The sequence below is a fragment of the Alcanivorax sp. NBRC 101098 genome, from assembly GCF_001010505.1.
Lineage (GTDB): Bacteria > Pseudomonadota > Gammaproteobacteria > Pseudomonadales > Alcanivoracaceae > Alcanivorax > Alcanivorax borkumensis.
This window is the reverse complement of sequence record NZ_AP014613.1, coordinates 1,467,908-1,484,056: the sequence shown is the minus strand read 5'-3', so window position 1 is coordinate 1,484,056 and position 16,149 is coordinate 1,467,908. Positions and strand designations below refer to the sequence as shown.

Here is a 16,149-nt window from a genome sequence, read left to right as displayed (position 1 = left end):
TGGCGAGTATAGCACTGACCGTTTAGCCTTGTTAGGACAAGCGGCAGTAACTATGCCTGTAACAACTTCTGTTTAGGTCATTGACGCTCACAGCCTATGGCACAATTGATATTACTTAACAAACCCTTCCGGGTCCTGTCACAGTTCAGCGACGATCAAGGCCGCCGAACGTTGCGCGAGTTTGTCTGCGTACCGGGAGTGTATCCGGCCGGCCGACTGGACTGGGATTCTGAAGGCCTGTTGTTGCTGACCGATGACGGTGCGCTTCAGGCACGCATCAGTGATCCACGGTTCAAGCTTCCCAAAACCTATTTGGTTCAGGTGGAGGGCCAGCCCGGGCCACAGGAACTGCAAAAACTACGCCAAGGCATTCGTCTCAAGGATGGGCCTACCCGGCCAGCCAAGGTTAGCTTAATCGATGATCCCTGCTTGTGGCCGCGCACGCCTCCTGTCCGGTCGCGTAAAACAGTACCGGATAGCTGGCTCAGTCTCACTATAGACGAAGGTCGCAATCGTCAGGTGCGGCGAATGACCGCAGCCATCGGCCACCCCACCCTTCGCTTGATTCGCTGGCAAATCGGTGATTGGTCTCTTGCCGATTTGGCGCCAGGGGAGTCCCGTTCTATGATGGTTCACGCCCCAAAGCCCGCTGCAGCCAAGCATCGGCGGCCTCGGCATCGCTCTGGCGGGCCTGGACCCAAACCCAATGGCCGTTAATAAGTTCTTTCTTCCAGAATGGCGCCCGGGTTTTTAGCAGGTCCATGATAAAGGCGCAGGCTGCAAACGCATCCTGGCGATGGGAGGCGCTGACCGCTACCTGCACAATGTCTTCAGCCACCGCCATGGTGCCAATTCTGTGCACCACCCAAACACCATTAAGTTGCCATTTGTCTGCCGCACGCTCAACAATGGTGCGCAACACCGTTTCTGTCATGCCTGGATAATGCTCTAAGTGAAGCGCTTCCACTCTGCCCTGCTCATCGCGCACCTGTCCGTTGAATTGCACCACGGCGCCGCTAAGGCCTTGATCGCGCAACCAGTCTGTCGGTGCCGCCGGCTCAAGTGCCGCGCCGGTTACTGCCACCCAAACCTTCACCCTCCGGTCACCGGAGGAAACAGGGCCACTACATCGCCATCACGGATGGCTGTCTGTTCTTGGCTCAGCACCTCATTCACCGCCACCATGTAATGGGGTGTAGCCTCCAGCGCCCGGGCTACCGCCGGATTGTCTTCTTCCAGCCACGCCACCAGCGCCGTCACCGTGTCGGTGCCTTGCGGCGCAGTGACCGTCAGGCTGTCACAGCCGACCCGCTCACGCAGAGCGGCAAAGAAACGAATTTCAATCATTTTATCTTTCCCTCCGGAACGTCCCGCTACGACCACCGGATTTTTCCAGCAGGCACACAGATTCAATCACCATGCAGCGATCCACCGCCTTACACATGTCATACAGCGTGAGGCAAGCAACGGACGCAGCCGTTAGCGCCTCCATTTCCACGCCGGTAGTACCTTTAAGCTTACAGGTCGCCTGTACACACAGCGCATCGTCGGCCTCTGGCTCAATGGTGACCGTGATCCCAGTCAGTAACAGCGGGTGGCACAGTGGAATCAAGTCCCAGGTTTTTTTGGCTGCCTGAATGCCCGCAATCCGTGCGGTAGCAAGCACATCACCCTTGGGGTGCTCGCCAGCCAAGATCATTTGCAGGGTGCTCGGCTGCATCCGCACCCGCGCTTGCGCGGTGGCCGCACGCTGGGTGATATCCTTATCGGTCACATCGACCATCTGGGCCCGACCACTGTCGTCCAGGTGGGTAAATCGTTGTTCAGTCATGCTCAGAGGTGTCTCCGCCCTGTTGTCTGTGGCGCCGCTGCGCTACCATTCTCGCCTTTCCAGAATTGAATGAAGTACCGTCATCAGCCCGCCTGGGCCGTCGGCGCTTCCCCGGTAGGATACGCTATGAACAGCTTTGAGCCGCACATTACTGTGGCCTGCGTAGTCGAACAAGATGGCCGCTTCCTGTTTGTCCGTGAAATGAGCAAGGGCGAGGAAGTACTGAACCAGCCCGCTGGTCATGTGGAATTCGGTGAGAACCTAATGCAAGCCGCATACCGTGAGACGCTGGAAGAAAGCGCGTGGCAGGTAGAAATCACCGACCTGCTCGGCTGGTATATCTTTCAGCCGCACAAGGGAGCCGGCGTGTATTACCGCACCTGCTTCGTGGCACGTCCAATCAGCCACGACCCGAAACAGAAACTCGATACCGGTATTCTGGAAGCCGAGTGGTTGAGCCCGGATGAGTTCCGTGCTCGCCGCCACCAACATCGCAGTGCGCTGGTGGAAAAATGCCTGGATGATTACCTGTCCGGCCGCCGATTGCCCCTGGACAGCATTTATCAGCACCCCTGGCCTCTGCAGAGAGGATGATTCGCCATGACTAAGGCTCCCCAAGACACCCGTGTCATCGTCGGTATGTCCGGCGGTGTGGATTCCTCCGTAGCCGCCGCCCGCCTGATCGATGCGGGTTATCAGGTGGAAGGTCTGTTCATGAAGAACTGGAATGAGGACGACGGCACCGATTACTGCACCGCACGCGAAGACCTACTCGACGCCATGCAAGTGGCAGGCGTACTGGGTATCGAGCTGCATACTGCCAACTTCGCAGAGCAATACTGGGATCGAGTGTTCGCTCACTTTCTGGCCGAATATAAGGCTGGGCGCACGCCTAATCCGGATATCCTCTGCAACAAGGAAATTAAGTTTCAAGCGTTTCTGGATCACGCTATCACCTTAGGCGCCGATTACATTGCCACCGGCCATTACTCACAGGTAAGCCATACTGGCAAAGCAAAACTGCTGCGCGCCGTAGACACCAACAAGGATCAGACTTACTTCCTGCATGCCGTGGATTATCAGAAATTTGACCGCACCCTGTTCCCGCTAGGCGACCTGGAAAAACCTGAAGTACGGCGAATCGCAGAGCAAAAAGGCTTTGATAATCACAAAAAGAAAGACTCCACCGGCATCTGCTTTATCGGTGAGCGCCGATTCAAGGATTTCCTGGAGCAGTATCTACCCGCCCAGCCAGGCTCCATTGAAGACGATCATGGCAACGTGATTGGTCAGCATGACGGCCTGATGTATTACACGCTGGGCCAGCGTCAGGGGCTCGGCATCGGTGGGCTGGCCAGCGCCAGTGAAGCCCCTTGGTATGTGGCCAAGAAAGACCTGGAACGTAACGTATTGATCGCTGTACAAGGTACCGACCACCCTCTGCTTTACAGCCGCGTACTCAACAGTGCGCCAATGCAGTGGGTCGCACTGGAAGCGCCGGCCTTGCCGGCCCGGCTCACCGCCAAAACCCGCTACCGCCAGCCCGATCAGGGCTGCACCGTTAGCGATGCCGGCGAAGGCCGCGTAACCGTGACATTCGATGAACCACAACGCGCCGTCACGCCTGGGCAATCCGTGGTGTTCTACGATGGCCCAGTCTGTTTGGGCGGCGCGGTGATTGAGGAAACGGCATGAGCGAACGTTTTTCGCCAGAACAACAGCAGCTGCTGGCCCTGGCCGCCGTGTTCGAAGCAGCCCAACTTGCCGATGATGTGGCCCAGCGTGGTGATTGTGACTCACAGGCCTTTGAAGCGCTAATTGCTGGCGTCATGGAGCTGGATGCGGATAACTTCGATGGCGTTTACAGCCAGCCAGGCCTGCTTCGTGAAGGCGTTAGCTTGCTTAGCCGGAGCCTGAGTAAGGATTCTCGTGGCGCCAATCTGCGGCCGCTCAACTATGGCCTTGCTCTGCTGCACCTGGCAGGCAAATTGCGCAACAATGAAGACACCGTAAGCATCCTGCGTAATCGATTACTGGCGTTGAGTGGTCAACAGGCCCACTTTGATCGATTTTCAGATGATGCCTTTTGCCACAGAATTGCCGGTATTTATCTAGATACCTTAGGTACTTTCCGGTTTCGCATTCAGGTAAAGGGCGAGCCGGCCCACCTGCAAGACGACAACAAGGCCGCACGCATCCGCGCGCTGTTTCTGGCCGGAGTGCGTGCCGCCTTCCTCTGGCACCAGCTGGGCGGGCGACGCTGGCACTTACTGTTTCAAAGAAAGCGCCTTATTAGCGTCATTGAATCAATTGATATCAATGGCTTGCGATAATATTTTAAAGTAAATAATAGCAACATTGTCGGCTCATCGTCGTAACGGCGCAGTTTGCGCAATTTTGCTGTATGATTGCGCCGCCTTTGGATTCTACGTGTACGTACCTATTTCGACGAAAATCGGGAGCCTGACATGTCCAGCCTTACCTCTTTGACTGCCATTTCACCGGTAGACGGTCGTTACGCCAGCAAAGTCGATGCACTGCGCAATACCACCAGTGAATACGGCCTGATTCGCTTCCGCGTCCATGTGGAAGTCAGCTGGCTGGAACAGCTGGCCCACGATAAGAACATCCCTGAAGTTCCCCTGATGAGCGGCCAAGCGGCCTGGAACCTGCGTGGTATCACTCGAGATTTCGAGCCTCAACATGCCGAGCGCATCAAGGCCATCGAAGCCACCACCAACCATGATGTGAAAGCGGTAGAGTACTTCATCAAAGAAAAGATGGCCGAGCACGATGAGCTGGCCAATATGAGTGAATTCGTGCACTTCGCCTGCACCAGTGAAGACATCAACAACCTGTCTTATTCCCTGATGCTGCGCGAAGCCCGTGAAATCCTGTTGCCGAAAATGGATCAAGTGATTAGCGCTATCCGCAAACAGGCCCACGCCCAAGCAGATCAGCCGATGCTATCTCGCACCCATGGCCAGTCAGCTTCCCCTACCACCGTAGGCAAGGAAATGGCTAACGTGGTTGCCCGGCTGCAACGCCAGCGTGACCAATTTGCTGGCGTCGAATTGCTCGGCAAGATCAACGGCGCCGTGGGCAACTATAATGCTCACCTGTCCGCCTACCCAGACGTGGACTGGGAGGCTTTTGCACGTCGCTTTGTGGAAGCCCTGGGGCTTACTTTCAATCCCTTTACCACCCAGATCGAACCCCACGACTGCGTTGCCGAATTTTTCCACGCCCTGATGCGTTTCAATACCATTCTGCTGGACTTCGACCGTGATGTGTGGGGCTACATTTCCTTAGGCTACTTCAAGCAACGCACAGTGGAAGGTGAAGTCGGCTCCTCCACCATGCCGCATAAGGTTAACCCTATCGACTTCGAGAACTCCGAGGGCAACCTGGGCTTGGCCAACGCCATCATGGACCATTTAGCCGCCAAATTGCCCATGTCCCGCTGGCAGCGCGACCTGACCGACTCCACCGTACTGCGTAACGTTGGCGTAGGCTTGGCGCACAGTGTGATTGCCTATGAGGCAAGCCTAAAAGGGATTGGCAAACTGGAGGTTAACCCGGCTCGCCTGGACGAGGATCTAGACGCTGCCTGGGAAGTTCTAGCAGAGCCTATCCAGACCGTCATGCGTCGTTACGGCATCGAGAAGCCCTACGAAAAACTCAAGGCGCTAACCCGCGGCAAGGATGGCATCAACCAAGAGACGCTGACAGCCTTCATTAATGAGCTGGCCATTCCCGACGAGGCCAAGGAGCTGTTGCTAGCCATGACCCCGGCCACCTATGTGGGCAATGCTGCCCAGCAAGCGCGTAGCATCTAATGCCGGCCACAGCGCAACTGCCCTCCTTTACGCTGCCGCTTACCCCGGCAGCGTTTTTGCGTGAGCACTGGCAGAAACGTCCTTTATTCATGCCCGGTGCTGCCAGCGGCCTGGATCAGCCGGATGCAAACACCTTGGCCGGACTTGCCTTGGAAGAGTCAGTCGAAGCCCGGGTCATAACTGGTGCAGGCAACGGCCCTTGGTCGGTACTGCAAAGCCCCCTCGACGACAATGTTTTCGAGACCCTCGGTGAGAAAAATTGGACACTGCTCGTTCAGTCTGTGGATCACTTTCTCACTGAAACCTCGCTGCTACTGGACGATTTCGCGTTTCTGCCAAACTGGCGGGTGGAAGACATCATGATTAGCTACGCGGCCAAAGGCGGCAGCGTTGGCCCGCATTTTGATCGTTATGATGTTTTCCTGATCCAGGCAAGCGGCAGTCGTCGCTGGCAGATCGGCGACGTGTGCGACGAAAGCAGCCCTCGCCAGGCTACCGACGAGCTGAAATTGCTGGCGCAAATGCCCGTTCGTGAAGAGTTTATTGCGCAACCCGGCGATGTGCTTTACCTGCCACCCGGGGTGGCCCATCACGGGGTCGCCGAAGACAGCGACTGCATTACATGGTCGGTGGGCTTTCGCGCTCCGGATTACCAAATGCTGATGGCAGAGATCGCCGGTGAATGCCTAGCCGAATCCGACAGCAAACTCTTTACTGACCCGGACCGAGGAATCACTACTGATCCCTCAATCTTGGCCGACACAGATCGGCAGCAGCTGGTGCGTGGAGCTTTGGACCTTCTGCACCCCGAGGCTATCGAGCGAGCCATTTATCGTTGGCTCTCCACCCCTCGATTAGAGGGCCTTGAATTTGCGGTAGATGAACACCATATCCGCGAACGCGATAGTGACGTATCTTTGGTGCGCCACGGCAGTGTGCGCCTGCTCATGCAGGGCAAACTTGCTTGGCTAAACGGAGAGGCTCATACACTAACAGAACAACAACAACCGCTGGTGCAGCTACTGGCCAGTAAAAGACGCTACCAGAAACGCGAGTTGGACGCCGTTATGACGCCCACCGCGAGAGAACTGCTTCATGAATGGATTGAACAGGGCCACTTTTCCCCACTATAACGAGACCCCTATGGCTATCAGCATTATCGAAACCCGTTGGGACAAACACGAAGCCGCGCTGCGTGGTCTCCGCCAAGCCGTATTTATCAAGGAACAACACGTACCGGAAGAACTGGAATGGGATGGCGAAGACGCCGCCGCCATTCACTTTCTGGCCTTGGACGCCGAGCAACAGCCTGTGGGCTGTATTCGCTTGCTGCCCACCGGGCAGATCAGCCGTTTGTGCGTACTCTCCGAGCAGCGCAACTACGGTGTTGGCAGTTCACTGCTGGTCGCTGCAGAAGAAACGGCACGAGCCAACGGCATGAAAGAAATCTTTCTACACGCCCAAACCCACGCCACCAGCTTTTACGAAGCGGCTGGCTTTTCGGTGTCTGGAGGCATTTTCATGGATGCCAACATTCCCCACCGGCAAATGTTCAAACCCCTGCTCTAAGCCATGCACTTGGTCATCGGTGACGACGACACCCTGCACCACCCTGCCCGCAGTAACGCCAGCTTGGCGCTGGCCTCACTGATCAGCGCCAGCCGTCGTCGTCTCTGGCTTCGAGTGCCGACACTGGATGGACTCACTGGCAATGCAGCTGTGTGCGATGCCGTCAAGGTTCTGGCCTTGAGCAATGCCCGGGCGGATATCCGTATTCTTTTCGACAGCATAGAAAATGCCGTACGTAACGGCCACCGCTTGGTTCACCTGTCCCGCCGCTTACCTTCGCGCATCACCCTGCGGCAAACCCAGCCTGACGATAATGATGCCCAGCAATGCTTTGCCATCGGCGATAACAGCAGCCTGTTCGAAGCCAGTGGCTGGCCTCGCCCCGCTCGACTGGACCTGTGTGGCCATCGGCTACCGCAAGCGCCGCGCTTGGCGCAACAGTTCCTTGAACATTGGGCGCGCGGTAGGGCATCAACCGAGTTGCGCGAACTGCGACTTTGAATCTGAGGTCGAATTACGGCTACGGCTACGGCTAATAGCGCAAGGGCCTATTGGCAAAACCACTTTAGGTCGAATGAGCCTCCCAGCGGCATAACCCGGCCATATTTCATTGCCTTGCAAGGCTTGCGATCAGCTGCCATACGGTTTGCCCGCTGGCTTGATATTTTTCTTCGAAATCCGTGGCCGCCGGCGCCTCTGTCGTCAGCGGACTCAATACTGCCTCAATGCCGCTTATGGCCAGTGCCGCCTGCACTTCCTGAAGATAAAGCGGCCAGTTACTACGCAGCTCCAACTCTCCCCCTAGAGCCAGCACGGTTGGCCACACCGGGTGGCCGTGCCAGCGCCGCTTCAGGTGTGCACTTTTCGGCCACGGGTTCGGATAGAGAATCTGATGTCGGTCAAGCAACCAGCCCTGCTGTTGCATTAGTCGCCACAGCCCGGTGCAATCGGCACGGACTAACAACAGATTTTTCGGGGGCTGCAGCCAGCGACGACCACCGCGCTCCAAACGGTTAGCGGACTGGTCTACCGCGATCACTAGCGCCTCGGGGTTCGCCTGCGCCAATAGCACTGACGAGCGCCCGGTTCCACAACCCGAGTCCACCATCAGCGGACGCTCCAAACCGTTTTCATTGCGCCATGTGACAACCTGCTCGAACGACGCGTGGTCATGGTCTGCAATGGGCGCTCGCCAAACCGAGGCCAGATGCCGGCGCACCACTTTCTCCAGATCCTCGTGAATGCCCGTCTGATTCGAGCTAACCGCACGGCTATTGGCAAACATGGCGTTTCTAACCATCAAAGCGACTTGGGGGAGGCACATTGTAGGGATAAGAGCCGTCAGTGCCAGCCCTTGGTGGAATTTGCGCAGTAAGTGACAAGCGGTGCCTAGCGGCGCTACTGTTACTGTAAAAGCAGCACGACCAACCTTGAAACCCCGAAGGACGCCATGCGCCTGTGCCTCAGCCTGCTCGTCATCATGCTCACCTTTCCCGTCCCGTGCACCGCTGAAGGCATGACCATCCATGTGCTGGAGCGCCCTGACGCACCGGCCCTGGTGCCGGTGATTGAACCACTACTGCCGGTCGGCGGCAGCGTACGGGCCTACCGGGGCAAACTGATTGTGCGTACCAGTGAGGCCAACATGCAGGAACTGCAAAGCGTACTGGGCAGGCTGGAGACTGCCCCGTCAACGCTGATCGTGCATCTGCGTCGCCAGCATAGCGCTGCCCGCCAACAAGCCCGCATTGATACTGACGTACGGGGCCGCATCGAATCGGGCCAAGCGCCGATTATCAAGGGCGAGGTGCGCATCGACCAGCAGAACCAGCAACAACAACGTGAAGATCACTACCAAATCCGCACTCTCAATGGTTACCCCGCCTACATCAGCCAAGGCTCGCTTGTGGCGCTCAGCGGCAGTTATTACGGACCCCAGCTTGTGCAGCTCGATCAGGGCATTCAGGTACTGCCCCAGTTGGGCACGGACGGCAGCGTGGTCCTGCAAATCAGCCAGCGCTTTGACCAGCCCACTCGTCACAACACCGCGCGCACCAAACACAGCGCCACGACCCTGCGGGTTACCCTCGGGCGTTGGCAGCCCATGGGGAGCATTAACATGACTCAAAGCGGAACCGACCAGAGCATTGGAAGCTATCAGGGTCGGCAGCAAAGCTTGACCTTGCCGTTAGAGGTGATGGTGGAGAAAGAGTAGTCGCACGCTGCAAGGACATGGATAAGGGGACGGATTTTAGTTGGCCGCTTGCTGATTTTTAATTTTCAGCACCAGCCGCCGGCACGGCAATCATCATCTGGCTTGAGGCTTACACACAAAAAAGCCCCGACTCGCGGGGCTTTTTTGTGTGCTGAAAGCGTTACTTCGCTTTCAGTTCACGGCGACGACGGTGCAGAACCGGTTCGGTGTAGCCGCTTGGTTGAGCGCAGCCTTCAAATACCAACTCACAGGCTGCCTGGAAGGCAACGGAGCCGTCGAAGTCCTTGGCCATGGGCACATAGTCGGGATCATTGGCATTCTGACGATCTACCACTTCCGCCATCCGCTTCATGGTTTCCAGTACCTGTTCTTTACTGCAGATACCGTGGTGCAGCCAGTTAGCGACATGCTGGCTGGAAATCCGCAGGGTTGCACGGTCTTCCATGAGGCCCACATCATTGATGTCGGGTACCTTGGAGCAGCCCACACCGCTATCGATCCAGCGAACCACGTAGCCGAGCATGCCTTGCGCGTTGTTATCCAGCTCCTGCTGGATTTCTTCAGCGCTCAGCTCACGGGTCAGTAGTGGAATGGTGAGGATGTCGTCCAGAGAAGCGCGGGCACGGCCGGCCAGCTTTTCCTGAACCTCGGCCACGTTGATCTCATGGTAGTGGGTTACGTGCAGGGTGGCGGCAGTGGGTGACGGCACCCAGGCACAGTTGGCGCCCGCTTTCGGGTGACCCGCCTTGTTGGCCATCATCTGTGCCATTTCATCGGGCATGGCCCACATGCCTTTACCGATCTGGGCGTGACCTTTCAGGCCGCATTCCAGGCCAATGTCCACGTTCCAGTCTTCGTAGGCGCTAATCCACGGCAGGGTTTTCATCTCACCTTTAGGTGCCATGGGGCCCGCTTCCATGGAGGTGTGCATTTCGTCACCGGTGCGATCGAGGAAGCCTGTGTTGATGAAGATAACGCGATCCTTGGCCTGACGGATACACTCCTTCAGGTTCACAGTAGTGCGGCGCTCTTCGTCCATAATGCCAATTTTCAATGTGTTAGCGGCCAAACCTAATGCTTTTTCTATGCGCTCAAATAGCTCAACCGCAAAGGCCACTTCTTCCGGGCCGTGCATTTTCGGCTTCACAATGTAGACCGAACCGGTGCGGCTGTTACTCAGCTTGTTGATTTTTTTCAGGTCGTGCATGGCGGCCAGTACAGTGACCATGCCATCCATAATCCCTTCAGGCGTTTCTTCACCGTTGTGCAGAATGGCCGGGTTGGTCATCAGGTGACCCACGTTACGCACCAGCAGCAACGAACGACCGTGCAGGGTCAGGGAGGAACCGTCCAGCGCGGTGTACTCACGATCCGCATTCATGGAACGGGTCATCGTCTTGCCGCCTTTCTGGAAGCTCTCTTCCAAATCGCCTTTCATCAGGCCAGCCCAGTTGCGGTAAACCTCAACTTTGTCTTCCGCATCCACAGCGGCGACAGAGTCTTCGCAATCCTGGATGGTGGTGATGGCAGACTCCAGCAGCACATCTTTCATGTTGGCCGCGTCGTCAGCACCAATCGGGTGGCTGGCGTCGAACTGAATTTCCGCATGCAGATTGTTGTGCTTCACCAGCACCCCAGTGGGGGCTGCGGCATCGCCCAGGAAACCCTGAAGCTGAGATGCGTCTTTAAGGCCGGTCTTCTCTTCGCCCAGAGACACAACCAGCTTGCCGTCTTCAATGGCGTAGCCAGTGCTGTCTTTGTGGGAGCCACTGGCCAGCGGGAAGTAGTTATCCAAAAAGTCACGGGCCCAGGCAATCACCTTGGCGCCGCGCTTCGGGTTGTAAGCGCCACCTTTCTCGGCACCCCCCTCGTCGGAAATCACATCGGTGCCGTACAGGGCATCGTATAAGCTACCCCACCGAGCATTCGCCGCATTCAAGGCAAAGCGTGCATTCTTCACCGGCACAACCAGCTGCGGGCCAGCAATGGTGGCAATTTCCGCATCCACGTTTTCGGTGGTGATGTTAAAGTCTTCGCCCTCGGGTAGCAGGTAACCAATTTCGGTTAGGAACTGCTTGTACTCAGCCATGTCGATGGCCTGCCCCACGCGGGCCTTGTGCCAAGCGTCGATCTGCTTCTGCAGGTCGTCACGTTTGGCCAGTAGCGCTTTGTTTTTGGGGGCTAGGTCATTAAGGATGCTTTCCAGCTCGGCCCAGAAGTGCTCCGGGTCGACGCCGGTACCCGGCGCAATCTCATTGACTACCAGATCATGGAGTTCGGCGGCGATTTCAAGGCCACCCTTCTGAATACGATCGGTCATGGTGCTCCTACCCTTCTGGTCGAGAGAATCTTGATTAATCGGGACGTTCAGAGAGAATCCGGCAACAGGTCTACGTCAGCGCGCTACCGTGTGGATCATCGCGAAAGCCCGGGGGAACGGTTCAAGGCGCATAAAGGCGGGCGCCCCGAAATAAGGCGACCGCATTTTACCGGAAACGGCGCCGTGAATCATGTTTAGTGGTAAACAAAGTCTGTTTTGTTATTTTTTGATCACCCGAACAGATTAACCACATCGAGACGATGGGCTTGATCACCGCCCTGCTGCTGCCCTTGCTCAAGGTTTTCGAAGTCAAACAGGCGGGTATCCGCCAGCTGTGAAGGGGCGATGTTTTGCACTGCGGCAAAGATATTTTCAATCCGTCCCGGCTGCTGCTTGTCCCATTGCTGCAACATCTCCTTAATCACTTGCCGCTGCAAGTTCTTCTGGGAGCCACATAAATTGCAGGGAATGATCGGGTATTCCTTCAAGGCCGAGAACTCGATGATGTCTTTCTCGCGGCAATACGCCAGCGGGCGAATCACCACATTACGGCTGTCATCGCTGCGCAGTTTGGGGGGCATGGCTTTCATTTTGCCGCCATAGAACATGTTCAGAAACAAGGTTTCGACGATGTCATCGCGATGGTGACCAAGCGCAATTTTATTGGCACCTATTTCCTCGGCAAACCCGTAGAGGCTGCCCCGGCGCAGGCGTGAACACAGGCCGCAGGTAGTTTTTCCTTCTGGCACCTTTTCTTTGACGATGGAATAGGTGTCTTTCTCCAGAATGTGGTATGCCACGCCTTCCTTTTCCAGATACTCAGGGAGGATGTGCTCTGGGAAACCGGGCTGTTTCTGGTCCATGTTTACTGCCACCAGTTCGAAATTCACCGGGGCAGAGTGCTGAAGGTTCCGTAGAATCTCCAACATAGTGTAAGAATCCTTACCGCCGGACAAACACACCATTACCTTGTCGCCCTCGCTGATCATATTGAAATCAGCAATGGCACGGCCCGTTTCTCTGCGCAGTTTCTTTTGCAGTTTGTTCAGGCGGGTGCGTTTTTTGGTATCAGCGTTGTCTGACATCAGGTGACCTTCATTTTGCGGATCAGTCGGCGGTACAGCGAGGGAGCCCAGCGCTTCAAGTATATGCCCGCCCCTTCGCGGCCGGCGATAATAACCTGATCACGGCCACGCTGCACGGCTTCGACCAGCCGTTTGGCGCATTCTTCCGGGGCCATGGCGGTCTGCTGGGCGTCATCCATGGTGCCCTGGCGGCTGCCATCGCCGGTGAGCGCATTAATGGACACCTGGGTACGAATAAAACCCGGCATCACCAGCGTCACACGAATACCCTGATCGTACTCTTCCGCGCGCAGAGATTCGAAAAAACCATGCAGCGCATGTTTGCTAGCACTGTACGCACTGCGAAGCGGGGTCGGCAGCTCGCCCACCAGGGAGGTAATCACCACGAACCGCCCTCCACCCTGCGCCTTAAACCAGGGAAGAACAGCTTTGGTCAACGCTACTGTGCCGAAAAAATTCACCTCCATAATTTGGCGATCTACGCTCAAATCCGTATCAGCGACCAGCGAACGCTGGGAAATGCCCCCATTGTGTACCACCTGGTCAAGCCGGCCACAGGTTTGGCGAACCTGTTCCACCGCCGCCTCCATGGCGTCGCTGTTAGCTAAATCCAAAGGCAACACCAAATGCGCTTCGCTATTGACCAAACCGGCCCGCACCCGTTCCAGCTCTTCTTCCCGGCGGGCGGACAACACCAGCTGAGCGCCACGCCTGGCGTATTCTCGAGCCAAAGCTTCACCAATGCCCGAAGAGGCCCCAGTAATCCAGACAACCTTGTCAGCCAGCGACTCAGACATACGATTCCCCTTGCCCAAAGACCTTGTTAAAGACAAAGGGAGAGTCTACTGCCCTGCCTTAAAAACAAAAAGCGCGGCTTAGCCGCGCTTTTTGTTGATCGCTCTATTGTGCTTATTTCAGTTCTTTCGATGACAATCCAAGCAGATGCCTTGCCACAATTAACTGCTGGATCTGCTGGGTGCCCTCGAAGATATCGATGATTTTCGAATCTCGAGCCAGTTTTTCCAACAAGGTGCGCTCGGAGTAGCCCAGCTCACCGCATAGCGCCACGCACTTTAATGTGACGTCGTTGCCCATACGTCCGGCTTTGGCTTTACACATGGAAGCCTCACGGGAATTGGGCTGGCCATTGTCTGCCATCCAGGCAGCCTTGAGAGTCATCAACCGCGCCGCTTCCAAGTCGGCCTCCAACCGATATACCTCCAACTCTCGAGCGGTTGAATTGTAAGGCTGTTTAGAGTAATCAGCCGCAACCCCTTCTTTTTCAAGAATATCGCGAGTTATCTCCAGGGCTGCACGCGCCACACCCAACGCCATGGCGGCCACTTGTGGACGGGTATTATCGAAGGTCTGCATCACCCCGCCGAAGGATTTTTTGCGTGCCTCTTCCGTATCACCCACCTCGGCAGAACCGAGAATATGGTCTTTGGGTATCCGGCAATTGTTAAACGCTAACGCGGCGGTATCGGATACCCGTAAGCCCATCTTATCTTCCACACGCACTAGCTCTACGCCAGGGTTATCACGGGGAACGATAAACGACTTAATCGCGGCCTTGCCAAGTGATTTGTCCAGCGTGGCCCAAACCACAATAGCATCGCACCGCTGGCCAGCGGTGCAGTAAATCTTCTCACCGTTGAGCACCCATTCATCACCCTCTGCCACCGCTGTAGTAGCGACCGCGGCAGAATCGGAACCAGCGCCAGGTTCCGTAATCGCCATGGCACAGTAAAGCTTGCCATACTTCTCTTTCTGCTCCGGTGTACCCACGGCCATAATGGCCGCATTACCTAACCCGGAACCGGGAATGGACAACATCAGGCCCACATCACCCCAGCACATGGCCTCAACACCTAGAATGCCCATCATGTTGATGCCATTCTTAATTGACTCGCTACTGCCACCTTTTTTTCCGCCCCCACGGGGCATAGCCGCCATCATCTGCGCCACGGGTTTCAGCTCTTCCGGAGTCTCGCAGTGTTCAATGGCGTCGTATTTGCGTGAAATCGGGCGAAAAACACCGCTGGCCAGTTGCTGGGCCATCTGCTGGGTTTGTTTAAGCTTCTCGGGCAATTCTAAATTAATCATGCTGTTCTCCTACACCATCAGGCTGCCGTGAAGCACGGCAATGCTGCGCAAGTTCCGGTACCACATCTCTAGTGGGTAGTCGCGAACAAAGCCCGCTCCACCGAAGAGCTGAATACCGTTGGTGCCAATTTCCATGGCCTTTTCCATGCACAATAGCTGCGCAAGATAGGCTTCCTTGTGGAAATCCAGCCCCTGTTCGGCCCGGCTGGCGGCGCGCAACATCATCAGCCGCATCCCTTCAATCTCGATCGCCATATTGGCCACCATAAAGGCCACAGACTGGCGCCAGGCAATCGGTTCACCAAATGCCTTACGCTCATTCACATAAGGGATGGCGTACTCCATTACCGCCTGACAGCACCCCACCGCCAAGGCGCATTGGCCAATGCGAGCCAGACCCAGCAAACGATTCAGGTCAAAGCGCTCCAAGCGATCGGCCTCCGGAACCACCACTGATTCTAAAGTCAACGTGGCCAGCTCAGCACTACGAAGTCCCATATACGCTTGCGATTCGATTGTTAGGCCTGCTGCGGTTTTCGGCACGATAAAAGCAGATACGTCATCCTTTTCCGCCGCTACCACCACAAACCACTCACATTGTGCTGCTAACGGCACCATGCTTTTCACACCGTTCAGTACCACTTGTCCATCGGCGCTTTGTGCCGTGGTGACCGGTGAGGATGGCTCAAAAGTGGCACGGGGCTCTGTCAATGCGATAGCCGCCCCAGTGAAGCTTTCTGTAGCCATGGATGGCAACCAGCGTTCTTGCTGGTCTTCATTACCAAAATCTATCAATGCATTCACTGCCGCCATCGGCTGCAAGGCTGCTAACGTGTGGGAAATATCCCCTTGGGCAAGGTCTTCTACCGCCAAAGCGTTGGACAGCGGTGAGCGAGGCATGCCCACGCCACCCAGTGCTTCGGGCATCGGCATCAACGACAGACCAAAACCCGCGATACTGTTTAGCAGTTGAGCATTCGCCTTCGCCGCGTCATCTGCTTCACGCGATTGTGGAAACAGGGAATCTCGAACCAGCTTGCGCATCCCTTCACGGGTCATGCGTTGCTCTTCAGTTAATGTCAGGTCAAAAAGCGGTGTAGACATACGAGGGCCTCATCCCGGCAAACATACAGTTAGTTGAACAACAGTCTGTCATTGGCTGTCTACTATCGACAATGACAGGT

18 protein-coding genes are annotated in these 16,149 nt (G+C 56.3%); 9 read left to right on the top strand and 9 right to left on the bottom strand.

From position 1 onward, the window contains the following. Positions 1 to 96: 96 nt before the first annotated feature. Entirely contained in the window at positions 97 to 717 is a 621-nt protein-coding gene (locus AS19_RS06755; protein WP_082116355.1) for a pseudouridine synthase, read from the top strand. Here the strand turns inward: AS19_RS06755 and AS19_RS06750 are convergent. The 3 genes from AS19_RS06750 to moaC are packed head-to-tail and all read right to left on the bottom strand — an operon-like array spanning position 623 to position 1,831. Then, positions 623 to 1,084: a molybdenum cofactor biosynthesis protein MoaE gene (locus AS19_RS06750; RefSeq protein WP_046962301.1), complete on the bottom strand. Its 462-nt coding sequence runs from the start codon at positions 1,082 to 1,084 to the stop codon at positions 623 to 625. The two genes, AS19_RS06755 and AS19_RS06750, sit on opposite strands and share 95 nt — an antisense overlap. Positions 1,085 to 1,092: 8 nt before the next feature. After that, positions 1,093 to 1,347 (bottom strand): molybdopterin converting factor subunit 1, encoded by a 255-nt coding sequence (gene moaD / locus AS19_RS06745; protein ID WP_011588561.1) that lies wholly within the window; start codon positions 1,345 to 1,347, stop codon positions 1,093 to 1,095. A gap of 1 nt (position 1,348) precedes the next feature. Next, entirely contained in the window at positions 1,349 to 1,831 is a 483-nt protein-coding gene (moaC, locus tag AS19_RS06740; RefSeq protein WP_011588560.1) for a cyclic pyranopterin monophosphate synthase MoaC, read from the bottom strand. 126 nt (positions 1,832 to 1,957) lie between these two features. On the opposite strand from moaC, the gene AS19_RS06735 reads away from it, so the two are divergent. The 7 genes from AS19_RS06735 (at position 1,958) to AS19_RS06705 (ending at position 7,740) form a co-directional block, all read left to right on the top strand. Beyond that, complete coding sequence (locus tag AS19_RS06735; protein WP_011588559.1) at positions 1,958 to 2,425, top strand: NUDIX hydrolase; 468 nt, start codon at positions 1,958 to 1,960, stop codon at positions 2,423 to 2,425. Between the two features lie 6 nt (positions 2,426 to 2,431). After that, positions 2,432 to 3,526, top strand: a complete 1,095-nt coding sequence (gene mnmA / locus AS19_RS06730; protein WP_011588558.1) for a tRNA 2-thiouridine(34) synthase MnmA — start codon at positions 2,432 to 2,434, stop codon at positions 3,524 to 3,526. Further along, entirely contained in the window at positions 3,523 to 4,164 is a 642-nt protein-coding gene (gene hflD, locus AS19_RS06725) for a high frequency lysogenization protein HflD (RefSeq protein ID WP_011588557.1), read from the top strand. Before mnmA ends, hflD begins: the two co-directional genes overlap by 4 nt. 135 nt (positions 4,165 to 4,299) lie before the next feature. Further along, a complete protein-coding gene (purB, locus tag AS19_RS06720; RefSeq protein WP_011588556.1) occupies positions 4,300 to 5,670 on the top strand; it encodes an adenylosuccinate lyase in 1,371 nt (456 codons plus the stop codon). After that, on the top strand, positions 5,670 to 6,803 hold the full coding sequence (locus AS19_RS06715; RefSeq protein ID WP_035458239.1) for a JmjC domain-containing protein: 1,134 nt from the start codon (positions 5,670 to 5,672) through the stop codon (positions 6,801 to 6,803). The genes purB and AS19_RS06715 overlap by 1 nt, the downstream gene beginning before the upstream one ends. Before the next feature lie 10 nt (positions 6,804 to 6,813). Beyond that, positions 6,814 to 7,239: a GNAT family N-acetyltransferase gene (locus AS19_RS06710; RefSeq protein WP_035458240.1), complete on the top strand. Its 426-nt coding sequence runs from the start codon at positions 6,814 to 6,816 to the stop codon at positions 7,237 to 7,239. 3 nt (positions 7,240 to 7,242) lie between these two features. Beyond that, on the top strand, positions 7,243 to 7,740 hold the full coding sequence (locus tag AS19_RS06705; RefSeq protein WP_035458241.1) for a hypothetical protein: 498 nt from the start codon (positions 7,243 to 7,245) through the stop codon (positions 7,738 to 7,740). Positions 7,741 to 7,846: 106 nt separating this feature from the next. Here the strand turns inward: AS19_RS06705 and AS19_RS06700 are convergent, their stop codons facing one another. Then, entirely contained in the window at positions 7,847 to 8,524 is a 678-nt protein-coding gene (locus tag AS19_RS06700) for a tRNA (guanosine(46)-N(7))-methyltransferase TrmB (protein ID WP_035458242.1), read from the bottom strand. 165 nt (positions 8,525 to 8,689) lie between these two features. Between AS19_RS06700 and AS19_RS06695 the strand changes: the two genes are divergently transcribed. Continuing rightward, the gene (locus AS19_RS06695; protein WP_035458243.1) at positions 8,690 to 9,454 is read left to right on the top strand and encodes a hypothetical protein; all 765 of its coding nucleotides are present in this window, start codon (positions 8,690 to 8,692) and stop codon (positions 9,452 to 9,454) included. A gap of 160 nt (positions 9,455 to 9,614) precedes the next feature. Here the strand turns inward: AS19_RS06695 and AS19_RS06690 are convergent, their stop codons facing one another. The 5 genes from AS19_RS06690 to AS19_RS06670 all read right to left on the bottom strand — a co-directional run bounded on the left by AS19_RS06690 (position 9,615) and on the right by AS19_RS06670 (position 16,069). After that, a complete protein-coding gene (locus AS19_RS06690; protein ID WP_011588550.1) occupies positions 9,615 to 11,774 on the bottom strand; it encodes a malate synthase G in 2,160 nt (719 codons plus the stop codon). A gap of 230 nt (positions 11,775 to 12,004) precedes the next feature. Continuing rightward, on the bottom strand, positions 12,005 to 12,859 hold the full coding sequence (ttcA, locus tag AS19_RS06685) for a tRNA 2-thiocytidine(32) synthetase TtcA (protein WP_011588549.1): 855 nt from the start codon (positions 12,857 to 12,859) through the stop codon (positions 12,005 to 12,007). Continuing rightward, a complete protein-coding gene (locus AS19_RS06680; protein ID WP_035458244.1) occupies positions 12,859 to 13,656 on the bottom strand; it encodes an SDR family oxidoreductase in 798 nt (265 codons plus the stop codon). Before AS19_RS06680 ends, ttcA begins: the two co-directional genes overlap by 1 nt. A 112-nt stretch (positions 13,657 to 13,768) precedes the next feature. Then, on the bottom strand, positions 13,769 to 14,965 hold the full coding sequence (locus AS19_RS06675; RefSeq protein ID WP_035458245.1) for an acyl-CoA dehydrogenase family protein: 1,197 nt from the start codon (positions 14,963 to 14,965) through the stop codon (positions 13,769 to 13,771). Between the two features lie 9 nt (positions 14,966 to 14,974). Beyond that, positions 14,975 to 16,069: an acyl-CoA dehydrogenase family protein gene (locus tag AS19_RS06670; protein WP_035458246.1), complete on the bottom strand. Its 1,095-nt coding sequence runs from the start codon at positions 16,067 to 16,069 to the stop codon at positions 14,975 to 14,977. Positions 16,070 to 16,149 lie beyond the last annotated feature (80 nt).

What these genes read in the sequence shown, in the direction of transcription:
- AS19_RS06700 (WP_035458242.1), bottom strand. Translation starts at nt 8,524, where the DNA reads ATGTTTGCCAATAGCCGTGCGGTTAGCTCGAATCAGACGGGCATTCAC.
- AS19_RS06715 (WP_035458239.1), top strand. Translation starts at nt 5,670, where the DNA reads ATGCCGGCCACAGCGCAACTGCCCTCCTTTACGCTGCCGCTTACCCCG.
- hflD (WP_011588557.1), top strand. Translation starts at nt 3,523, where the DNA reads ATGAGCGAACGTTTTTCGCCAGAACAACAGCAGCTGCTGGCCCTGGCC.
- purB (WP_011588556.1), top strand. Translation starts at nt 4,300, where the DNA reads ATGTCCAGCCTTACCTCTTTGACTGCCATTTCACCGGTAGACGGTCGT.
- AS19_RS06690 (WP_011588550.1), bottom strand. Translation starts at nt 11,774, where the DNA reads ATGACCGATCGTATTCAGAAGGGTGGCCTTGAAATCGCCGCCGAACTC.
- ttcA (WP_011588549.1), bottom strand. Translation starts at nt 12,859, where the DNA reads ATGTCAGACAACGCTGATACCAAAAAACGCACCCGCCTGAACAAACTG.
- AS19_RS06755 (WP_082116355.1), top strand. Translation starts at nt 97, where the DNA reads ATGGCACAATTGATATTACTTAACAAACCCTTCCGGGTCCTGTCACAG.
- moaC (WP_011588560.1), bottom strand. Translation starts at nt 1,831, where the DNA reads ATGACTGAACAACGATTTACCCACCTGGACGACAGTGGTCGGGCCCAG.
- AS19_RS06670 (WP_035458246.1), bottom strand. Translation starts at nt 16,069, where the DNA reads ATGTCTACACCGCTTTTTGACCTGACATTAACTGAAGAGCAACGCATG.
- mnmA (WP_011588558.1), top strand. Translation starts at nt 2,432, where the DNA reads ATGACTAAGGCTCCCCAAGACACCCGTGTCATCGTCGGTATGTCCGGC.
- AS19_RS06680 (WP_035458244.1), bottom strand. Translation starts at nt 13,656, where the DNA reads ATGTCTGAGTCGCTGGCTGACAAGGTTGTCTGGATTACTGGGGCCTCT.
- AS19_RS06705 (WP_035458241.1), top strand. Translation starts at nt 7,243, where the DNA reads ATGCACTTGGTCATCGGTGACGACGACACCCTGCACCACCCTGCCCGC.
- moaD (WP_011588561.1), bottom strand. Translation starts at nt 1,347, where the DNA reads ATGATTGAAATTCGTTTCTTTGCCGCTCTGCGTGAGCGGGTCGGCTGT.
- AS19_RS06695 (WP_035458243.1), top strand. Translation starts at nt 8,690, where the DNA reads ATGCGCCTGTGCCTCAGCCTGCTCGTCATCATGCTCACCTTTCCCGTC.
- AS19_RS06710 (WP_035458240.1), top strand. Translation starts at nt 6,814, where the DNA reads ATGGCTATCAGCATTATCGAAACCCGTTGGGACAAACACGAAGCCGCG.
- AS19_RS06675 (WP_035458245.1), bottom strand. Translation starts at nt 14,965, where the DNA reads ATGATTAATTTAGAATTGCCCGAGAAGCTTAAACAAACCCAGCAGATG.
- AS19_RS06735 (WP_011588559.1), top strand. Translation starts at nt 1,958, where the DNA reads ATGAACAGCTTTGAGCCGCACATTACTGTGGCCTGCGTAGTCGAACAA.